This window comes from Frankia sp. R43 (assembly GCF_001306465.1).
Lineage (GTDB): Bacteria > Actinomycetota > Actinomycetes > Frankiales > Frankiaceae > Parafrankia > Parafrankia irregularis.
Window position 1 is genome coordinate 100,026 of the sequence record NZ_LFCW01000013.1, and the last position, 20,243, is coordinate 120,268.

The 20,243-nt window shown below is 70.1% G+C and carries 12 protein-coding genes; 10 read left to right on the plus strand and 2 right to left on the minus strand.

The genetic code is table 11. The features are described from left to right. Window positions 1-16 precede the first annotated feature (16 nt). The 4 genes from ACG83_RS38595 (at window position 17) to ACG83_RS38610 (ending at window position 5,790) form a co-directional block, all read left to right on the plus strand. Window positions 17-1,255 (plus strand): acetyl-CoA C-acetyltransferase, encoded by a 1,239-nt coding sequence (locus ACG83_RS38595; RefSeq protein ID WP_054571212.1) that lies wholly within the window; start codon window positions 17-19, stop codon window positions 1,253-1,255. Window positions 1,256-1,266: 11 nt separating this feature from the next. Continuing rightward, a complete protein-coding gene (locus ACG83_RS38600; protein WP_054571213.1) occupies window positions 1,267-3,429 on the plus strand; it encodes a 3-hydroxyacyl-CoA dehydrogenase NAD-binding domain-containing protein in 2,163 nt (720 codons plus the stop codon). A 26-nt stretch (window positions 3,430-3,455) separates the two neighbouring features. Beyond that, on the plus strand, window positions 3,456-4,475 hold the full coding sequence (locus ACG83_RS38605) for a nitronate monooxygenase family protein (RefSeq protein ID WP_054571251.1): 1,020 nt from the start codon (window positions 3,456-3,458) through the stop codon (window positions 4,473-4,475). 205 nt (window positions 4,476-4,680) lie between these two features. After that, window positions 4,681-5,790: an alcohol dehydrogenase catalytic domain-containing protein gene (locus tag ACG83_RS38610; RefSeq protein ID WP_054571214.1), complete on the plus strand. Its 1,110-nt coding sequence runs from the start codon at window positions 4,681-4,683 to the stop codon at window positions 5,788-5,790. A gap of 416 nt (window positions 5,791-6,206) precedes the next feature. Here the strand turns inward: ACG83_RS38610 and fxsT are convergent, their stop codons facing one another. Further along, entirely contained in the window at window positions 6,207-8,819 is a 2,613-nt protein-coding gene (fxsT, locus tag ACG83_RS43335) for an FxSxx-COOH system tetratricopeptide repeat protein (protein ID WP_083473922.1), read from the minus strand. An 853-nt stretch (window positions 8,820-9,672) separates the two neighbouring features. On the opposite strand from fxsT, the gene ACG83_RS38620 reads away from it, so the two are divergent. Both ACG83_RS38620 and ACG83_RS38625 read left to right on the plus strand, forming a co-directional pair. Beyond that, window positions 9,673-11,256 (plus strand): N,N-dimethylformamidase beta subunit family domain-containing protein, encoded by a 1,584-nt coding sequence (locus ACG83_RS38620; protein WP_235498463.1) that lies wholly within the window; start codon window positions 9,673-9,675, stop codon window positions 11,254-11,256. Window positions 11,257-11,299: 43 nt separating this feature from the next. Continuing rightward, a complete protein-coding gene (locus ACG83_RS38625; protein ID WP_054571217.1) occupies window positions 11,300-13,996 on the plus strand; it encodes an MFS transporter in 2,697 nt (898 codons plus the stop codon). A 248-nt stretch (window positions 13,997-14,244) separates the two neighbouring features. On the opposite strand, the gene ACG83_RS38630 is transcribed toward ACG83_RS38625, so the two are convergent. Next, complete coding sequence (locus tag ACG83_RS38630; protein ID WP_054571218.1) at window positions 14,245-15,120, minus strand: hypothetical protein; 876 nt, start codon at window positions 15,118-15,120, stop codon at window positions 14,245-14,247. Window positions 15,121-15,451: 331 nt separating this feature from the next. Between ACG83_RS38630 and ACG83_RS38635 the strand changes: the two genes are divergently transcribed. The 4 genes from ACG83_RS38635 (at window position 15,452) to ACG83_RS38650 (ending at window position 19,958) form a co-directional block, all read left to right on the plus strand. Continuing rightward, the gene (locus tag ACG83_RS38635; RefSeq protein ID WP_054571219.1) at window positions 15,452-15,913 is read left to right on the plus strand and encodes a VOC family protein; all 462 of its coding nucleotides are present in this window, start codon (window positions 15,452-15,454) and stop codon (window positions 15,911-15,913) included. Window positions 15,914-16,087: 174 nt separating this feature from the next. Further along, the gene (locus ACG83_RS38640) at window positions 16,088-17,251 is read left to right on the plus strand and encodes an LLM class flavin-dependent oxidoreductase (protein WP_054571220.1); all 1,164 of its coding nucleotides are present in this window, start codon (window positions 16,088-16,090) and stop codon (window positions 17,249-17,251) included. A 74-nt stretch (window positions 17,252-17,325) separates the two neighbouring features. Next, complete coding sequence (locus tag ACG83_RS38645; protein ID WP_369812950.1) at window positions 17,326-18,552, plus strand: LLM class flavin-dependent oxidoreductase; 1,227 nt, start codon at window positions 17,326-17,328, stop codon at window positions 18,550-18,552. A gap of 8 nt (window positions 18,553-18,560) precedes the next feature. Continuing rightward, window positions 18,561-19,958, plus strand: a complete 1,398-nt coding sequence (locus tag ACG83_RS38650) for an NtaA/DmoA family FMN-dependent monooxygenase (RefSeq protein ID WP_241840358.1) — start codon at window positions 18,561-18,563, stop codon at window positions 19,956-19,958. The last annotated feature ends 285 nt before the right edge of the window (window positions 19,959-20,243 follow it).

Consider the following 20,243-nt stretch of genomic DNA (forward strand, 5'->3'; position numbering starts at 1 on the left):
TGAGAAAGGAAACCTCGTGTCCGAGGCGTTCATCTACGATGCCGTGCGCACCCCCCGCGGAAAGAACCGCGGCGGGGCGCTGCACGGCACCAAGCCGGTCGACCTCGTGGTGGGCCTGATCCAGGCGCTGCTTGAGCGCAACCCCGGCCTGGACCCCACCCAGATCGACGACATCGTCCTCGGCGTCGTCTCCCCGGTCGGCGAGCAGGGCGGCGACATCGCCCGCACCGCGGCGCTCGTCGCGGGGCTGCCCGACGTCGTCGCCGGTGTGCAGGTCAACCGCTTCTGCGCGTCCGGCCTGGAGGCGGTCAACCTGGCGGCGCAGAAGGTCGGCTCCGGCTTCGAGAGCCTGGTGCTCGCCGGCGGCGTCGAGTCGATGTCGCGGGTGCCGCTGGGCTCCGACGGCGGTGCCTACGTGCAGGACCCCACCACGGCGTACGACTCGTACTTCGTCCCGCAGGGTGTGAGCGCCGACCTGATCGCGACTCTGGAGGGCTTCACCCGCGAGGACGTCGACGCGTTCGCCGTCCGCTCCCAGGAACGCGCCGACACCGCCTGGCGTGAGGGGCGTTTCGCCCGGTCGATCGTCCCCGTCACCGACCTCAACGGCGTGCTCCTGCTCGACACCGACGAGCACCGCCGGGCCGGCACGACGGTCGAGAGCCTCGGGAAGCTCAAGCCGTCCTTCGCCGCCCTCGGTGACCAGGCCGGTTTCGACGCGGTCGCGCTGCAGAAGTACCACCAGCTCGAGCGGATCGAGCATGTGCACCACGCGGGCAACAGCTCCGGCATCGTCGACGGCGCGTCGCTGGTCGTCATCGGCGACGCGGCGGTCGGTGAGCGCCTGGGCCTGACCCCGCGCGCCCGCATCGTCGCGACGGCCGTCGTCGGCTCCGAGCCGACGATCATGCTCACCGGGCCGACCCCGGCGACCGAGAAGGTGCTCGCGAAGGCCGGCCTCACCGTCGACGACATCGACCTGTTCGAGCTCAACGAGGCGTTCGCCGCCGTCGTCCTGAAGTGGCAGCGGGACCTCAAGATCCCGGCCGAGAAGGTCAACGTCAACGGCGGCGCCATCGCGCTCGGCCATCCCCTCGGCGCCACCGGCGCCATGATCCTCGGCACCGTGCTCGACGAGCTCGAACGCACCGGCGGCCGCCGGGGCCTGGCGACGCTGTGCGTCGGCGCGGGCATGGGCATCGCCACCGTCATCGAGCGCGTCCCAGCGCGTCCCAGCGCGGATCAGCGGGTCTAGGAGAGACACAGATGGTCAGCTCAGGCATCAGGTACAGCCATGGCGCGGACGGCATCGTGACCCTGACGATGGACGATCCCGACGCGCCGGTGAACACCATGAACGACAACTTCATGCTCGGGCTGCGTGAGGCGGTCGACCGCCTCGAGTCCACCCGCGAGGACGTCGTCGGCGTGCTCCTCACCTCGGCGAAGAAGAGCTTCTTCGCGGGCGGTGACCTCAACCGGCTGCGCGCGGGCTCCGCCGAGCAGGCCGCCGAGGAGACCGACTACATCAACAGCATGAAGGCCGACATGCGCCGGCTGGAGAAGCTCGGCAGGCCGGTCGTCGCGCTCATCGGCGGCGCCGCGCTCGGCGGCGGGCTCGAGGTCGCGCTCTGCGCCCACCACCGGATCGCCGCGGACGTCCCCGCCACCCTGATCGGCCTGCCCGAGGTCTCCCTCGGGCTGCTCCCCGGCGGCGGCGGGATCTCCCGCACCGTGCGGATGATGGGCCTGCTCAAGGCGCTGCAGAAGGTGATCCTGCCGGCCACGAAGTTCGGCCCGATCGCGGCCGCCGAGGTCGGGCTCGTCGACGAGGTCGTCGCCGACCCGTCGGAGCTGGAGCCCCGCGCCCGTGCCTGGATCGCGGCGAACCCGGCGCCGGTCAAGCCGTGGGACGTCAAGGGCTTCACCCTGCCCGGCGGCGACGTCCGCAGCCCGCAGGTCGCGACGACGCTGCAGACGCTGGCCTCCCTGCTGCGCAAGCAGTCGCGGGGAGCGCCGGCCCCGGCGCCGCGGGCAGCGCTGGCGGCGGCGGTCGAGGGCGCCTACGTCGACTTCGACACCTCCTCGCTCATCGAGACGCGTTACCTGGTCCACCTCACCACCGGTCAGATCGCCAAGAACATGATCAAGGCGTTCTTCTTCGATCTGCAGCACATCAACTCCGGGGGCAGCCGGCCCGCGGGTCACCCGAAGTACACGACCCGCAAGGTCGGCGTCGTCGGCGCCGGCATGATGGGCGCCGGCATCGCGTACGTGAGCGCCAAGGCCGGCATCGAGGTCGTCCTCAAGGACGTCACCGTGGACGCGGCCGAGAAGGGCAAGGACTACGCCCGCGGCCTGGAGGCCAAGGCACTCGCCCGCGGGCGGACCAGCCAGGAGAAGTCGGACGCGCTGCTGGCAAGGATCATGACCACCGACAGCCCGGCCGACTTCGCCGGCGTCGACCTCGTCATCGAGGCGGTCTTCGAGTCGATGCCGCTCAAGCAGGAGGTGTTCCGCGAGATCCAGGAGATCGTGGAGCCCGACGCGGTCCTCGGCTCGAACACCTCCACCCTGCCGATCACCCTCATCGCCGGCGGGGTCAAGCGCGAGAACGCGTTCATCGGCATCCACTTCTTCAGCCCCGTCGACAAGATGCCGCTCGTCGAGATCGTCCGCGGTGAGCAGACCAGCGACGAGACGCTTGCCCGGGTCTTCGACTACGTGCGGCAGATCCGCAAGACGCCCATCGTCGTCAACGACTCCCGCGGCTTCTTCACCTCCCGGGTGATCGGGAAGTTCATCGCCGAGGCCATCGCCGCCGTCGGCGAGGGCGTCGACCCGGCGAGCGTCGAGCAGGCGGCCACCCAGGCCGGCTACCCGGTCGGCGCGCTGCAGCTGCAGGACGAGCTGACCCTCACCCTCACCCAGAAGATCCGCATCGAGACCCGCGAGGCCCAGGAGGCCGCCGGCCGCGCCTGGGACCTGCACCCCTCCGAGCCGGTCATCGACTGGATGGTCGAGCAGGGGCGGGCCGGGCGCCGCCAGGGCTCCGGCTGGTACGACTACGACGACTCCGGCCGGCGCCTGGGCATCTGGGCCGGCGTGCGCCAGCAGTTCGGCTCCGGCCGGACCGTCCTGCCGTTGAAGGACCTGCAGGAGCGGATGCTGTTCGCCGAGGCGCTCGACACGATCGACTGCCTCGACAACGGCGTGCTCACCAGCGTCCCCGACGCCAACATCGGCTCCCTCTACGGCATCGGGTTCCCCGCCTGGACCGGCGGAGTGCTGCAGTACGTCAACCAGTACGACGGCGGGCTCGCCGGCTTCGTCGCCCGGGCCCGTGAGCTCGCCGCCGCCTACGGCGACCGTTTCCTGCCGCCGGCGTCGCTGGTCGAGCGGGCCGAGCGCGGGGACGAGTACCGGTGACCGCGGTGCCCGCACCGGTGAAGGCGATGCCGCTGCCGGTGCCCGGAACGCCGGAGTCGGTGGCCCCGACGCCCCGGCTGCGCACCCGCATCACGGAGATGCTCTGCATCGAGCATCCCGTGGTGCAGGGCGGGATGATGTGGGTCGGCCGGGCCGAGCTCGCCGCGGCGGTCTCCGAGGCCGGTGGCCTCGGCATCGTCACCGCGCTCACCCAGCCGACGCCGGCCGATCTCGCCGCCGAGATCGCGCGGACCCGCAGGCTCACCGACAAGCCGTTCGGCGTCAACCTGACGATCCTGCCGTCGATCAACCCGCCGCCCTACGACGAGTACCGGCGCGCGATCGTCGACTCCGGCGTCACGATCGTCGAGACGGCGGGGTCCAGCCCCGAGCCGCACATGGACTTCTTCCACGAGCACGGCGTCCGGGTGATCCACAAGTGCACCAGCGTGCGGCACGCGGTGAAGGCCGAGCGGGTCGGTGTCGCCGCGGTGTCGATCGACGGCTTCGAATGCGCCGGTCACCCGGGCGAGGACGACATCCCCGGCCTCATCCTGGTGCCGGCCGCCGCCGACGCGCTGACCATCCCGTTCCTCGCCTCCGGCGGATTCGCCGACGGGCGGGGGCTCGCCGCCGCGCTGGCCCTCGGCGCCGACGGCATCAACATGGGCACCAGGTTCATGTGCAGCGAGGAGTCGCCGATCGCCGAGGCGGTCAAGCGCCGCATCGTCGAGGCGACCGAGCTCGACACCGAGCTGATCTTCCGCTCGCTGCGCAACACCGCGCGGGTCGCCCGCAACTCGGTCAGCGTCGAGGTCGTGCGGATCCTCGCCGACGGCGGGACGTTCCCGGATGTCCAGGGGCTCGTCGCGGGCTCCCGTGGCCGCCGGGTGTTCGACGACGGGGACCTGGAGGCCGGCATCTGGACCGCCGGCCTCGTCCAGGGCCTCATCCACGACGTGCCGCCGGCGGGGGAGATCGTCACCCGCATCGTCCGTGAGGCGTACGAGGCCCTCCACGCGAACCTGGCGAAGTTCCGCGCCTGACCGGCCCGTCACCGGCTGCCCGCGAACCGCGGGGCTCCGCGGGGATCCGCCACCCGCGGAGCCCCGCACCCTCGGGACTCTGCCATCCGCGCGGCACCGTGGAGCGCAGCCGGGACGGACGGATCGGCGGGCGCCCATCCAGCGCGGACGGGCGCTCATCCAGCACAGAGACGGGCGCTCACCCAGCGCAGAAGGGAACCTGCCGATGCGAGCGGCGGTGCTTCGCGAAGCGGGCCGGCTGGCGATCGAGGATCTCGACGTCCCCGAGCCCGGGCCGGGCGAGGTCCGGGTCCAGGTCCGGGCCACCGGGGTCTGCCACACCGACCTCACGGTCGTCGAGGGGAAGATGCCCATCCCGCGGCCGGTCGTGCTCGGCCACGAGGGCGCCGGGGTGGTCGACGCCGTCGGCGCGGGCGTCGCCGACCTCAGCGTCGGTGACCACGTCGTCCTGACGATCACGCCCGGGTGCGGGGTGTGCCGGCAGTGCCAGCTCGGCGCGCTCGGCCTGTGCGAGGTCGCCGCCCCGCACATGATCGACGGCCGGCTGTCGCACGGCCAGCAACGGCTCACCAAGGGCGCCGAGCGGATCAACCACTTCGCGCTGCAGTCGTCGTTCGCGGAGTACGCGGTCGTCGACCGCCGGTCCGCGGTGAAGGTGCCCGACGACGTGCCGTTCGACATCGCCTGCCTCACCGCCTGCGGCGTCTCCACCGGCTTCGGCGCGGCGGTGGTCCGGGCCGGCGTCGAGGCCGGCGAGACGGTGCTGGTCATCGGCGCCGGCGGGGTCGGCCTGGCGACCGTGCTCGGCGCGGTCACCGCCGGCGCCGGCCGGGTGATCGTGGCCGACCGCAGCGCGGCGGCCTGCCAGCTCGCCGAGGCCCTCGGCGCCACGGACAGCATCGTGGTGGACGAGGACACCAACCTGGTCTCCCGGGTCCGCGCGCTGACCCGCGCCGGCGGTGGCGTCGGCAGTGGTGGCGTCGACGTCGCGATCGACGCCGTTGGCACCGGGGGCACCGCCGCGGCGGCGTTCAACGCGCTGCGCCGGGGCGGGCGCGCGGTGGTCGTCGGCGTCGCGGACCCCCGGGCGACGGTGTCCGTCCCGCTGTACCACCTGATCGACCAGCGGGTGCTCACCGGAAGCACGAACGGAAGCATCCGCCCCCAGGTCGACATCCCGCGGATCCTCGACCTCTACCGGGCCGGCCGGCTGCCTCTCGACCGCCTCGTCACCCGCCGCTACCCCCTGGCGGACATCGGCCAGGCGATGGCCGAGCTCGGCGTCGAACCTGGCCGAGCTGTGATCACCTTCTGAGCGGCGCCCTGAAAAGTGGAAGGCCGGCGGTTCGACCCCGTCCTGGTCGACCATCTTCGGCCGGTTTTTTTGTTCTCTGTCGAACAGATTGAAGATCCTTTGCGTGGCAATGGATGTAGCAACGCGAAACTCCGGACGTCTACCGCGTACCCCCGCTGAGCTGCGTTAGTGCTCTGAATCTAACCGTCCGCCTTGGGGGTCGGTGCTACGATCGTCGCTGCAGCACGCCCAGTGGGACGCCGGCTCATGGTAGTGAAGTCTGGGTACATCCATCCTGGGCGGAGGAGCAGAATTGTGGCAGGCGACGTTCCGCTGTGCCGGCGGGCGGTTTGCGGCGTGCTCTCCCCGGCGGCGCCTTTCAGGGTCTGTTGATATGGCCTATCGGCCCGCCAAACCTGGAAGGTTCGATCATTAACCTAGGAACTTATCTCAATCAGCTTTTGGTGCACCGACAGCGTGTCTGGGTGATCGGCACCGAGAGTGGAGGTGCGACGCTCGACGACTCGTTCGTACAGTGCTCGCGCAGCCGCGAGGTCCTCCAAGCCGCGCAGCGTTTCCGCCAGGCCAACCATTGCCTTCAAGGTGTCAGGGTGATCATTTCCGAGAGTGGAGGTGCGACGCTCGACGACTCGTTCGTACAGTGCTCGCGCAGCCGTGAGGTCCTCCAGGCCACGCAGCGATTCCGCCAATCCGGCCATCGCTCTCAGCGTGTCCGGATGATTCTCGCCGAGAACATCACTACTTTTTTCGAGAGAATCTCCATAGCTTTCGCGGGCCGCGGTAAAATCTCCGAGTAGGTAGAGCGACTCGGCAAGTCCGTTCTGTGCGCTCAGGGTGCGGGGGTGCAGGTCCCCCAAAACAGCGGAGCGTCTCTCGAAGACCCACGAGTACAGATCGCGAGCGGCCACGTAGTCGCGCCCAACTCTGTGCGCATGAGCAAGATTAGAAGCTGAGGTCAGAGTGTCTGGGTGGTCTTCTCCAAAGATTTCCCGTCGACGCTCCAGGGTCCATTGAAATATGCCTCGGGCGGCTTCGTAATCGCCCATATCGCGTATGGTTGCACCCAGGTTTGCCGCTGCCTTGACCGTGTCCGGATGATTCTCTCCAAGAATCTCGACTCGACGCTCCAGGACGTGCTCCTCCATCTTTCTGGCAGTCCTGTAGTCGCCTGTTGACCATATTGTGTGGGCGAGTCCGAGTTCGGCGCTCAGTGTATCCAGGTGATCCGATCCAATGGATTCCGACCAGCGATTATGTACTTCCCGGGCAAACGCAATGCTACTTGTATAGTCTCCGGCGGATCTCAGATACCGGATCACCCACAGGACCAGTTCGCGGCATGCTGGATCGTCCGCACTGACAAGATCTGTGGCAATGACGTGAGGGTAGAGCCGTGCATATCTTCGCCACCCCTCAGGTGTCGTTCGCTCTGCAGGGTGACCGGCCGCGAGTAGCTTATGTGCCGCAGTGCGCAGTAATGTCCTCTCGGAGGCGCCCGATTCCTCCCGAAGCACCGCCTGGACCAGGCGATGCATTACCACGGCATCTCCGATGCGTCGCACTAGGGCGAGCCTGACTAGAACCGAGATCGCAGATCTTAGCCTTAATGGACTTTCCACGGCCCGGCCAAGCTCCTCGGGAAGAAATTCTGCAGCCTCCGGCTTCAGTAGGTCTATTGGAATCGCTTCCGGACCGAAATGGGCCCAAAGTTTTGCCAAGGATGCCGCAACGGGATCATCCAACTTATTCAAGGCTACGGACCACGTCATCGAAATCGGTTTCTGTCCGGGCGGCGCCCCATGGGACATGATCTCCTTTGTCTGTCGCTGCAGGTAACCAATATACTCGGCGACAGGCATGCCGGTTTCTGCCAGCCACGCACCCGCCTGCTCCAGCGCAAGGGGAAGACCGTCCACGGCGGTTGCTACGGTGCCTGCGTCTACGGCCCCGATTTCATGGGCGCGCGCCCTCAGCAATTCAATTGCTTCAGAATGTGGGAGCACGTCTATTTCGATAGGCTGAGCGAAGGTCGACCATCTACTATCGCGCGAGGTCAGGACTACATGTCCGCCCTGGCTTGCCGACGCCGCCGAAAGGAGGCGACGGGCCTGATCCAGAGACTGGAGGTCGTCTGGCCCGGATACGTTGTCAACGATGATCAGCCAGGACGGGTAGTCAAACCCCCGTCGAAGTGTCTCTATGGCCCTCGTTGCAGATTCCTCCGCCTGACCTGGAACATGAACAGAGATGCGCTCGGCTAACTCGGCCAGGCCGGCGACAAAGAGGGTTGGAAACTCGGCGTTGATCCACCAGACCAGGTCATACGAGCGGGCGTGTCGGTAAACGTACTCGACTGTTAGCTGAGTCTTTCCCACGCCGCCCATGCCGTGAAGTGCCTGCGGGAGGACCGAAACCGTCCCGCGATCTTCAAGAAGCCTTTCGCGTAGCAAGGAAATCTCTTGGCTTCTACCCACAAAGTTCGGGTTGCGCGGCCAATCAACTCCCCAGATAATCGGACTCTTCGCTGGAAATCTGGCGCTCCTCGACTGCAATAGTGGATACGGAGGCAGTCGATCAGGCTTCCCTCGGGTATCCGTCGCTAGGGACCGCACGGCTTGCTGTAAACGTTCGCGTGCGGCATTTTCGCCGATCCCCCAGATCTCGATACCGACTACAGAGCTGAGGATTCCCTCGATCCTACAGTCCTCGACTGCAACAGGGAAAAGCATCCTCAAGCGCCCGCCTGGATCCCTGCCCAGGGTTGCGTAGCTCTGCAGAAGATCCCATTCAGAGTTCAGGTATGACGTTGATACAACTGCTATGACTCGTGTGGAGGCGGCAAGTGCCTCGTCGAGGCGCGCCACACGATTCTGGCCCACCAGGAAATCCCAGGACTGCAATATTACGGAAAATCCTTCTAATTCCACTTGCCAGGCAATCCATTCTGCCCAGGATACGTCTTCCTGTGCATAAGAAACAAAGAAGTCTGATGTCGGAGCCTCCGTAGACCCCTGTCCCCCGTCCGTCATGTCTCATATGCTCCCACGTTGGAGTCTCCCAAGTAGGTAAGTCGGAGCATGGTCTCGTAGAACATGGGGTGTCAGAACTAGGCCACCGGTGTTGACCTGGGCTTTGAGTGACTTGGCCGTATTTGTTGATCAGGCCGCCGGGGGGCGGGCTGGCGCTTGATCTGTCTCTGGGTCGGATCCGTGGTCAGGCCATGGTGGCTGAAGACTGCAGCTACGGCGGGGTCGTCGTATGTCGTGTGCCGTTCGCACTCGTTCAGAACAACGCGCAGGTGCCCGCTCACAGAAGATCGACATCCGGTTCGGTGACTTCGGTTCGAACGGCTCGGACGAACCGTTCCGCGTGGGGCCATTCGTTCGCTGAGCCTGGGATAGGGTCTCGGCAGCAGAGCGGCCGGTGTCGGTGAGGACGGCGTCGGAGTCACGCGGTGAACCGACCGGCTCGGTCGCGGATCAAGAAACCGCATGGGCTGGACAGCAGGTTTCGTGCGTACGAGGCCGGCGACCCAGTTGAGGCGTATGTCCAGTCGCGTGGCCAGCTTCACCAGGCGATGGCCGAACGGATCTGGTCTCCGGATGCACTCGGCCTTCCCCTTCCGTCTACCGCGGCTGGCGCTCCCGCGTCCGCTGTGGACGCCGGCCGCGCCGGCGGGACTTCGTTTCGAGTGATGGGCGGCCGGTTCGACCGTCCGCCGCGTGGTGCTGGACTTTCGCACTGTTCGAGGCGACCGCGGGATCTCCTTGTTCTCATGCTCGGCCCCAGGGGGTCCAGGTGCCTTCGTGTACGGACGTGAGAAGCGGGTGCAGTTCGGCGGCCTCGGTCAGCTGGCGCGGTCAGGCCCTGCGAGGATGAGCCGTGTCCTGGCGTTGGTCCCCCCGCGTGGCGGCTTGCATCGGCCTGATCGTCTCCGTGTTCACCGTGGCCGGCTGCGCGCTGGGCGGTGCGTCACCGGCCCACCGGACCGCGGGCCCGTCTTCTGGCACCACCCCCAGCACCACTCCCGGAGCCACCGCCACGCCGGCCGGTTTCGATGTCCGGGCGGAGAACAGCCGACCCGGCGCCGACTGCGGGCTGATCCAGCTGGGCCCGCAGCACGCCGTAGAAGGCTGGACCGACCGCGTCAGCATCACGCCGGGTGAACCGGTGCGGCTGTTCGCCTCGACGACGGCGCCCTCGCTCACGATCTCGGTGTTCCGCATCGGCTGGTACGGCGGCCGAACGTGTCGGCTGATCACGACGACCGACCCGATCCCCGGCGTCCGGCAGGCCGATCCGACCCATGCCGCCGGGGTGAACACGATCTCCGCGGCGGCGTGGCAGCCCACCGCGACCTTCAGCACCGGTTCCTGGCCGCCCGGGAACTACCTGTTCCGCCTGGACGCCGCGGACGGCAACCACCGATACGTGCCGCTGACCGTGCGCGGGCCGGGCGCGGCCGGTCGGGTCGTCATCCTCAACGCGGTCACCACCTGGCAGGCGTACAACGCCTGGGGTGGCTACAGCCTGTACCACGGTCCGCGCGGCTTCGCCGACCGGGCTCGGGTGGTGTCGTTCGACCGGCCCTATGACTACGGCGACGGCGCGGCCGACTTCACCGGCAACGAGATGCCGCTGGTCGCCCTCGCCGAACGGCTGAACCTGCCGGTCGACTATGCGACCGACGTCGACCTGCACAACGATCCACACCTGCTCGACGGCGCCCGCGCGGTGATCTCCCTGGGCCACGACGAGTACTACTCGCCGGCCATGCGTGCCGCGCTGACCACGGCCCGCGACCGCGGTACGAACCTGGCCTTCCTGGGTGCGAACGCCGTGTACCGGCGGATCCGGCTCGACCCGTCGCCGGTCGGCCCCGACCGGCTGGAGACCGCGTACAAGGTGGCCCAGGAGGATCCCGTCTACGGTCGCGACGACGCGCAGATCACCGCCAACTGGCCGTCACCGCCGCGCGCCGATCCGGAGAGCTCGCTGACCGGCGGGATGTACCAGTGCAACCCCGTCCACGGCGACATGGTCATCGTCCGGCCGCAGTCGTGGCTGCTGGCCGGGACGGGCCTGACGGCCGGGGCCCGGCTGCCCGGTCTGATCGGCTCCGAATACGACCGCGTCAACCTCGCCTATCCCACCCCGCGGCCGATCGAGGTGATCGCCCACTCTCCGATCACCTGCCGCGGCGCGCAGGACTACTCCGACGTCTCGTACTACTCCGCGGCGTCCGGGGCGGCTGTGTTCGACAGCGGAACCAGCGCCTGGGTGTGCGCCCTGGCCGACGTCTGCGGGCCGGGCGCACACGGGCCGGCCATCCAGGTCCCGATCACCCAGATCACCACGAACCTGCTGACCGCCTTCGCCGCCGGTCCGGCCGGCCGCACCCACCCGGCCACGGATTCGATACCCGCCGACGATCGTGCGGCCACCGCCCCGGGCGAGACGAACTGAGCGCGGTGAGCGGACCTCGGCGGAACGGGTAGCGGGGGCCGTCGTGTACGTGGCAGGCCGGCCACCGCTACCCGGCGGCGAGGGCGACCGGCGCACGCCATCTGGACGGCGTCGGCTCACGCCACCTGGGCGGCGTCGGCGCACCGCCGGGAACACCCCGTCCACACGGTCGGCCACCGCCCTGCTGATCGCCGCGCCCAACGTGCTCTTCCTCGGCCTGACCAGCCTGATCACGGACATCGCGAGCGAGATGGTCGCGTCCGTGCTGCCGCTGTACCTGACCATGCGGCTCGGATTCAGTGCCCTGCGGTTCGGCGCCACCGACGGGCTGCTGCAGATCGTCGCCGCGGCCACCGCGCTGGTCGGGGCGCTGTTCGCCGACCGGTGGCGGCGCTACCGGGAGACCGCCGGTGGCGGATACGCGCTGTCGGCCGCGTCCCGACTCGGGCTGCTGGCCGCACCCGGCTGGCTACCGGTACTGACCTTGCTGGGCGCCGACCGGGTCGGCAAGGGCATCCGGACCGGGCCCCGGGACGCGATCATCTCCCTGTCCGCGCCGCCAGGGCGGCTCGCCGAGGCGTTCGGTCTGCACCGGGCCATGGACACCGGGGGCGCGCTGGCCGGCCCACTGCTGGCCCTGGTGCTGCTGCAGGCCGCACCCGGCTCTTATCCGACGGTGTTCGCGGCGGGTTTCCTGATCGCCATCATCGGGTTGGCCGTGCTCGCCCTCTTCGTCGAAAACCCCCCGCCCCCGCCGCCGGTTCCGATCCTGTTCCCGCCTCCGGGGTCGATCCCGGAGGCGGGGCTCGTCCCGGCCCAGGACGGGCGCGCAGCCGCCTCGGTCCCGGCACCCGCGTCGCCGCCGCGCCGATGGTGGACTCCGGTGACGGTGCTGTGGGCGCAACGACCGCTGCGCCGGTTGCTGGCGGCGACCCTGCTGCTGAGCCTGCCCGCCGTCGGCGACTCGATGCTGTTCCTGACCCTGCGGCACGAGGCGGGCCTGTCGTCGGGGTTGTTCCCCTCCCTGTTCGTCGTCGAGTCGGTGTGCTTTCTCGGGTTCGCCGTGCCGTTCGGGCGGCTCGCCGACCGGGTCGGCGCCGGCCGGGTTCTGCTCGGCGGTCAGGCGGTGCTCGCCGGCTGCTTCGCCGTGCTGGCTGGCCAGCACGGCGGCCCGCTGCCGGTGCTCGCCCTGCCTGTGCTTCTCGGGTTGTACTTCGCCGCCACCGACGGGGTGCTGGCCTCGCTGGCCAGCCGGCTCGTCCCCGGCCCGGCCCGTACCACCGGGCTCGCCCTGGTCGGCCTGGTGCTGGCCGTCGGGCGCGCGGTCGCCACGATCGGTTTCGGCGCGGTCTGGACCCGATCCGGGCCGGCCGGCGCCGTCACCGCCGGGCTGCTGGCGACGCTGGTGAGCGCGCTGTTCGCGGCGATGCTGCTGCGCCCGTTCCTTTCCGGTAGCGCGCTCCTCGACGCCGGCCCGGCCACCCCCGTCGTCGGCCCGGCCGCCCCCGTCGTCCGTGAGATCACTGCGGCCCCCGCTGTCACTGTTGTCACCGCGGGCCTTGCCGTCACCGCGGGCACCGCCGTCACCGCTGCCATATCGACCGGATCTGCCACGTCGACCGGATCGCGACGCCGACCTGTCCGTGGCCGGATTGTGATCTTCTCCGTCGTCGTGCTGGTCTGCCTGACCGCTGCGGTGGGCGTGACGGTGCGGGCAGCCCGGCTGGAGGGCGCCGCGGCACGGACGGCGGTGAGCCGATCCGCGCGGGCCGGCGGGCATCGCGACACCCCGACCGTTCCGCTGACGGCGGCGTTGCTGTCCGGGCGGCACCTGCTCGTCCTCGACGCGGCCGAAGGGCCGGACTTCGGCCGGCTCGAAGCGGTCGACCCGAGCCGGCCCGCCGGTCCGCGGGCACCGGCCGCACTGGTCTGCGACCGGGTGGACGAACGGGCGGGCCGCGGCATCTGCCTGACCTACGACCGCGTGCACACACAGGGCGGCATCACGGTCTTCGACGAGAACCTGGCCGCGCTGTCCCGGCTGCCCGCCGAGGGGCTGCCCAGCCGGGCCCGGGTCGCCCCGGACGGACGGCTCGGCGCGGCCACCACCTTCGTGGCCGGCGACGCCTACAACACCGACAGCTACTCCACCAGGACCGTGCTCGTCGACCTGAGCCGCGGCCGCGTCGTCGCCGACCTGGAGCAGTTCGCCGTGTACCGGGACGGGCACCGGTTCCACGCCGCCGACGGGAACTTCTGGGGCGTCACCTTCGCCGCCGATTCGGACACGTTCTACGCGACGATGGGCACCGCAGACCACTACTACCTGATTCGCGGCCATGTCCGCGGCCGCCGGGCGGAGATCCTGCGGGATGGGGTGGAATGTCCGTCGCTGTCCCCGGACGGCACCCGCGTCGCCTACAAGTCCCGGAACCGCCACGGGTTCGACCCGGCGACGTGGCGCCTGCACGTTCTCGATCTCTCGACCGGGGTGGACCACCCGCTCGCCGAGACCCGCGACGTCGACGACCAGGTGGCCTGGCTCGACGGCGACCATGTGAGCTACGCGGTGGCGGCGGGCGGCACGGGTCCGGCGCTGGCCGACACCTGGACCGTCCCGGCGGACGGCACCGGCACACCCCGCCTACTGGTCCCGGCTGCCCAGTCGGTCGTCATGGTCGCCGCGACCACGACCATCCCCACCGGCTCTGTTCCCCCCTCGGCCGGCGGCCGGCCCTGACCGCTGGTCAGGCTTGTCGCGCCACTCACCAGCGGCGTCGCGCGCCCCAGCGGCGTCGCTCGCCGCCTGATCGGTGAGCTCCCGAGGGGTACGCGCGCCGGGGTCCGCCTCGTCGGGCGAGGAACACGCCTCGCCCGACAGGAGCCGGTTGACCTGGCCCGCCAACCGCCGTGCGCGTTGCTCGCCCGCACGGCGGTCGCCCTTGTCAGCTTTCGCTTCGTCGTCCGTTGCCATTTCTTCCCTGCTCGTTACCGCTCCATCAGCTTCCGGCTGATGTACTCGTCGAGGAACTTCGCGCGCTTCGCCGAGATCTGGTCGCTGGACTGTTTGGTCGTGACCGCTTCCTGCAGCCTCGGTGTGCCGGCATCGAGATTCGACTGGCGCTGGATCTCGGCGTACTCGCGGCGGGTGTTGGCGTCGATCGCCTCGCGGATGCTCCGGCCGTCCCGGGTGAACTTCCCGAGATCTCGGAGCTCCAGCTTCGGGCCGAAGAACGTGTGCTGGTACCAGTGGTCGTCCTCGGGGTTGTGCCAGCTCAGATAGCCGCCCTCGCGTACCTGGCGCGGCTCGGTGATCGCGCCGGTGAAGCTGTACTGGACGCCGCTGGCCGCGACCGGGTCGAAGTATCTCGGCGTGTAGAAGTCCGACACCACGATGTCGTTCACGGTGTAGGACCACCGAATGTCCTCGGACGGATCAGCGATCTCGACCAGGAACTGGACCCGGCCCTGGCTGGCCACCGGCGACTGGCCCGCGACGAGGCGGTTCCCGAAGGGGTCCGCGAGCATCTCCAGCACCTCGTGGCTGGCGGTCAGCGACCAACTGCTGCCGACCTCGACCAGTGAGAACGGCTGGCCGTCCTCGTCAAGGTGAACGCCGGCGGCCCCGCGTACGTCCTCCACCAGCAGCACCGGCCAGTAGCCCAGTGGGACATCGGAGAGCTTGGCGAAGGCGTCTACGGTTGCCGAAACACCCCAGATCGGGGCGAAGTCGCGCGTCACCTGCTTCTGCAGCGCCGCCGTGACCTCCATCACCTGGTGATGCCTCAGGTTGTCGAACTCGACGTTCTCCCCGCTCTCGCCGTCCGGGTCGTAAGGCACAAGCGCAATCTCACGTACCAGCATGAAACCTCCCGAAAGACTGACTGGACGATGCTCCGGCCGGGTCGTCTCAGGCTCCGCGCGCCAGGCATCACGGCGGCGCGCCCGACATCACGGCAGCACGCCGGACATCGCGGCGCTGGAAGCATTCCGCAGCGGGAGAGCCTGTGCCCTCACCGTCTTCGCCGCACCAGTTCGCTGCCCGCCCCGGTACCGATAAATCGCGGGCCCGGCCCATTCCGCACCAGCTCGACGGAAACGGCCGCGCATCCGGGCGGATCCGCGGCCGAGATCGGAATCTCTATGATCCGGGGGGTCAGCGCCGAGAAGCCACCACCGCGAACGGAGCGAGCTGATGAGCCGTCACGTCCAGGTCACGTTCGACGCGCACGATCCGCGGGCGTTGTCGATCTTCTGGCGCGAGGTGCTGGGCTACGTGCACCCGGGCCCGCCGGGGGCCGACCTGCCGGCGGGCGCGGATCCGCTGGCCGCGTGGGACGAGTTCCTCGCGCGGATCGGCGTACCTCCGGAGCAGCGCAACTCCCGGTCGGCCATCGAGGACCCGGCCGGGCACGGCCCGCGGCTGTTCTTCCAGCGGGTGCCGGAGGACAAGGTCGCCAAGAACCGTGTGCACCTCGACGTCCGGGCCGCTCCCGGGCTGTCGGGCGAGGAGCGGATGGCGGCGCTGGAGGCCGAGTGTGATCGGTTGGTTGTGCTGGGTGCGACGCGGGTGCGTCGCCACGAGCCGGCACCTCCGATGGAGAACGGCTTCATCGTGATGGCGGATCCCGAAGGCAACGAGTTCTGCCTGGACTGACAGGCGTTCGGAGGGAGCCCGCCCGAACGCGATGCGCGGTTCCACTGGACGAGCCGGCGCTACGCTCCTAATCTTCACTAATCAGATGAACAAAGTGGCGTTGCATGCCTTGTCATTCGTGGTGATCGAAGGGGCGGTGGCCCGTTGTCCTCACCTGGAGCTGTTCCACTTTCCGTGCTGGACCTTGCGCCGGTCACGGCCGGGTCGTCCGCGGCCGACGCGCTGCGCAACACGATCGACCTGGCCCGCCGGGCCGAGAGCTTCGGCTACAGCCGGTACTGGCTCGCCGAGCACCATCTGACCCCGGGGGTCGCCTCCGCCGCGCCGGCGGTGCTGATCGGGCTGGTGGCCTCCGCGACGGAACGGATCAGGGTCGGCTCGGGAGCGGTGCAGACCGGTCACCACACCGCGGTCGTCATCGCCGAGGAGTTCGGCACGCTCGCCCACCTGCACCCCGACCGGATCGACCTCGGTCTCGGCCGGTCCAGCGTCGGGCGACTGCTCGAGCGGGCTGGGCAGGCACCCGCACCCCCCGCATCCCCGGCACCCGTTGCAGCCGTGGCACCCGCACCGGAACCGGCACGGGCGTCGTCGTCGGCGTCGTCCTCGCGGGTGGTCGGCGGCCTGCTGGTCCCGGCGCAGCCGGCGCTCAGCTTCGACCTGCAGCGGCTCGGCCGGCTGCTTCGGCTCGTCGGCTTCCGGGACGATCCCGACGACGACTACGCCGGGCTCGTCCGCGACATCCAGGCGCTGTTCGCCGGAACGCTGCGGGCCGAGGACGGCACCGAACTGTCCGCGCCCGCCGCGCAGGGGGCGGACGCCCAGATCTGGATCCTGGCGTCGACCGCGGGCGAGAGCGCCCGGACGGCGGGGGAGCTCGGGCTGCCGCTGGCGGCGAACTACCACATCACCCCGGCGGGGGTGCTCGACACGATCGACGCGTACCGGGCGTCGTTCCGCCCGGGCGTGCTCACGCGGCCCCGGGTGATGGTCTCCGCGGATGTCGTCGTGGCCCCCGACGACGAGACCGCACGGCACCTCGCCAGCGGCTACGGGCCGTGGGTGGCGAGCATCCGGGCGGGCGGGGGAGCGATCCCGTACCCGAGCCCACCGGAGGCGGCGCAGGCCGCGGCGGCCCTGAGTGACGAGCAGCGTGCGCTGATCGCGGACCGCACGGACACCCAGTTCGTCGGCTCGCCGCAGACCGTGGTGCGCGGCCTGCAGGTGCTGCGGGACGTCACCGGAGCCGACGAGCTGCTCATCACCACCATCACCCACTCCCACGCCGACCGGGTGCGCTCCTACCAGCTGCTCGCCGACGCCTGGAACAACCAGTGACCGCGCCTGGGACGACGCCGCGTCCGGAGGCGGAGCCGACCGAACAGCCGACCGAACAGCCGACCGAACAGCTGGTGGAACAGCGGGAGCCGGTACCCGGCGGGCGCGGGCTGGGCCTGGCCGTGGCGCTGGACGGCTGCGGATGGCATCCCGCGGCCTGGCGTGAGGCCGAGGCCCGGCCGGGGGAGCTGTTCTCCGGCCGCTACTGGACGGACCTCGTCCAGGAGGCCGAGCACGGCCGGCTCGACTTCGTGACGATCGAGGACACCCTCGCGCTGCAGTCGTCCCGGTTCGACGGGCCGGACGAGCGCGTCGACGAGGTGCGGGGCCGGCTCGACGCGGTTCTCGTCGCGGCGCGGGTCGCCCCGCGCACCCGCGGGATCGGCATCGTGCCGACGGCGGTGGTCACCCACACCGAGCCGTTCCACCTCTCGAAGGCCATCGCCACCCTCGACCATGTCAGCTCCGGGCGGGCCGGGGTTCGGGTACGGGTCGCCGGGTCACCGGCCGACGCCGCCCATTTCGGCCGGCGTGACGTCCCCGCCCCGCCGGCTTCCCCGGGGGCGTGGCCGGCGGAGTTCGTCGCCGACCTGTTCGACGAGGCCGGCGACTACGTGGAGGTGGTGCGCCGGCTGTGGGACAGCTGGGAGGACGACGCGGAGATCCGCGACGTGGCCACCGGCCGGTTCATCGACCGGGAGAAGCTGCACTACATCGACTTCGCCGGCCGCTGGTTCAGCGTGCGCGGCCCGTCGATCGTCCCGCGACCGCCGCAGGGGCAGCCGCTGGTCACCGCGCTGGCGCATGCGGACCTGCCGTACCGGTTCGCCGCCCGGTCGGCCGACCTCGTCCATGTGACCCCGCGCGACGCCGCGGACGCCGCACGGATCGTCGCCGAGGTGCGGGCCGCCTGGCAGGCCGCCGGGCGCCCGGCCGCCGACGTCAGGGTGTTCGCCGATCTCGTGGTGTTCCTCGACGACGCCCCCGGCCAGGCCGTGGCGCGCCGGGAGCGCCTCGACGAGCGTTCCGGCCGGGGGCGGCCCTACCGTTCGGACGCGCGGATCTTCGTCGGCTCGCCGGCGGGCCTGGCCGACCTCATCGAGCAGTGGAGCGCCCTCGGTATCGACGGTTTCCAGCTGCGCCCGGCGGTGCTGCCCACCGACCTCGTCACGATCACCCGTGGGCTGGCTCCGGAGCTGCGCCGCCGCGGCCTGTTCCGGGCCGAGTACGGCGCCGGCACGCTGCGCGGGACGCTGGGCCTGGGCCTGCCGGCCAACCGCTACGCGGAGGCGGCCACGTGACGGGCCACGTGACGGGCCACGTGAGCGCCCAGCCGAGCGGTCCAGCGCGCGGCCAGCCCAGGCAGGTCCATCTCGCGGCGCACTTCCCGGGGGTCAACAACACCACCGTCTGGTCCGATCCCAGATCGGGCAGTCATATCGACTTCGCGTCGTTCGTCCACTTCGCGCGCACCGCGGAGCGTGCCCGGTTCGACTTCCTCTTCCTCGCCGAGGGCCTGCGGCTGCGCGAGCAGCGGGGACGGATCCACGACCTCGACGTGGTCGGGCGCCCCGACACCTTCACCGTGCTGGCCGCCCTGGCCGCGGCGACCGACCGGCTGGGGCTGGCCGGCACGATCAACTCGACGTTCAACGAGCCGTTCGAGGTCGCCCGCCAGTTCGCGAGCCTCGACCATCTCTCGGACGGCCGAGCCGCGTGGAACGTGGTGACGTCCTGGGACGCGTTCACCGGGGAGAACTTCCGCCGCGGCGGGTTCCTGCCCCAGGCACAGCGCTACGAACGTGCCGAGACGTTCCTGCGGACGGCCCTGGAGCTGTTCGACTCCTGGGCGCCCGGCGATATCCTGGCGGACAAGGAGTCGGGTGTCTTCCTGCGGGATCCCGCCGCGGGCTCGTTCAGGCACACCGACGCCCACTTCGACATCCGCGGGCGTTTCACCGTGCCCCGCTCGCCGCAGGGCCGGCCGGTGATCTTCCAGGCGGGTGACTCGGACGCGGGCCGGGAGTTCGCCGCCTCGTCCGCGGACGCCATCTTCAGCCGGCACGGCGAGTTCCACGCCGGGCGGGCGTTCTACGCGGACGTCAAACGCCGCCTCGCCCGGTACGGCCGGGCGCCGCAGGACCTGCTCGTGCTCCCGGCGGCGACGTTCGTCCTCGGGGACACCGACGCGCAGGCCCGGGAGCGGGCGGCGGAGGTCCGCCGCCAGCAGGTCAGCGGTGCCACCGCCATCCTGTTGCTCGAGCAGCTGTGGAACCGGGACCTGAGCGGCCACGACCCGGACGGGCCGCTGCCCACCGAGGACCCGCTGCCCGGGGAGCACACGATCGCCCAGGGGCGGGCCAGCGTGCGGATGTTCGACGACCGGCTGGCCACCGCCCGGCGGTGGCGGGAGCTGGCCGAGCAGCACAAGCTCACCACCCGGGAGGTCATCATCGAGGTGACCGCACGGCAGACCTTCGTCGGCAGCCCGGCGACGGTCGCCGAGACGATCAACCGCTTCGTGCAGGAGCAGGCGGCGGACGGGTTCATCCTCGCCCCGCACATCACCCCAGCCGGCCTGGACGAGTTCGCCGACACGGTCGTCCCGCTGCTGCAGGAGCGCGGCGTGTTCCGGGCCGACTACGAGGGCACCACCCTGCGCGAACACCTGGGTGTCGGCGGTCGGCCGGTGCCTGCTCGGCAGTGAGCCGTCACCGCGGGCCGGCGAGCTGGAAGGACGCGCCCCGGCCGCGGTGACCCGGCGTGAAACCATCCCGCCCTACCACCCTGAAAAGCGCCGGAGAATGGTAATAGGGTGGCTTGATCGAATGATTGCAGGGCGCTATTAGGTCGGTTCTGGTTGGTGCGCCGAGCTACCGTTGACACGGCTTTCAACCATTCCGTGGAACCGAGTAAGAAATCCGCCGGCAATTTCGTGGTCGACGTGGCGGTGTGGTCTGGCCGGATCTGGTCAGGCCGGGTGGATGGCAGG

Excerpts from the sequence above, each read along its gene's own strand:
- ACG83_RS38600 (WP_054571213.1), top strand. The coding sequence starts at position 1,267 with ATGGTCAGCTCAGGCATCAGGTACAGCCATGGCGCGGACGGCATCGTG.
- ACG83_RS38605 (WP_054571251.1), top strand. The coding sequence starts at position 3,456 with ATGCCGCTGCCGGTGCCCGGAACGCCGGAGTCGGTGGCCCCGACGCCC.
- ACG83_RS38610 (WP_054571214.1), top strand. The coding sequence starts at position 4,681 with ATGCGAGCGGCGGTGCTTCGCGAAGCGGGCCGGCTGGCGATCGAGGAT.
- fxsT (WP_083473922.1), bottom strand. The coding sequence starts at position 8,819 with ATGACGGACGGGGGACAGGGGTCTACGGAGGCTCCGACATCAGACTTC.
- ACG83_RS38630 (WP_054571218.1), bottom strand. The coding sequence starts at position 15,120 with ATGCTGGTACGTGAGATTGCGCTTGTGCCTTACGACCCGGACGGCGAG.
- ACG83_RS38635 (WP_054571219.1), top strand. The coding sequence starts at position 15,452 with ATGAGCCGTCACGTCCAGGTCACGTTCGACGCGCACGATCCGCGGGCG.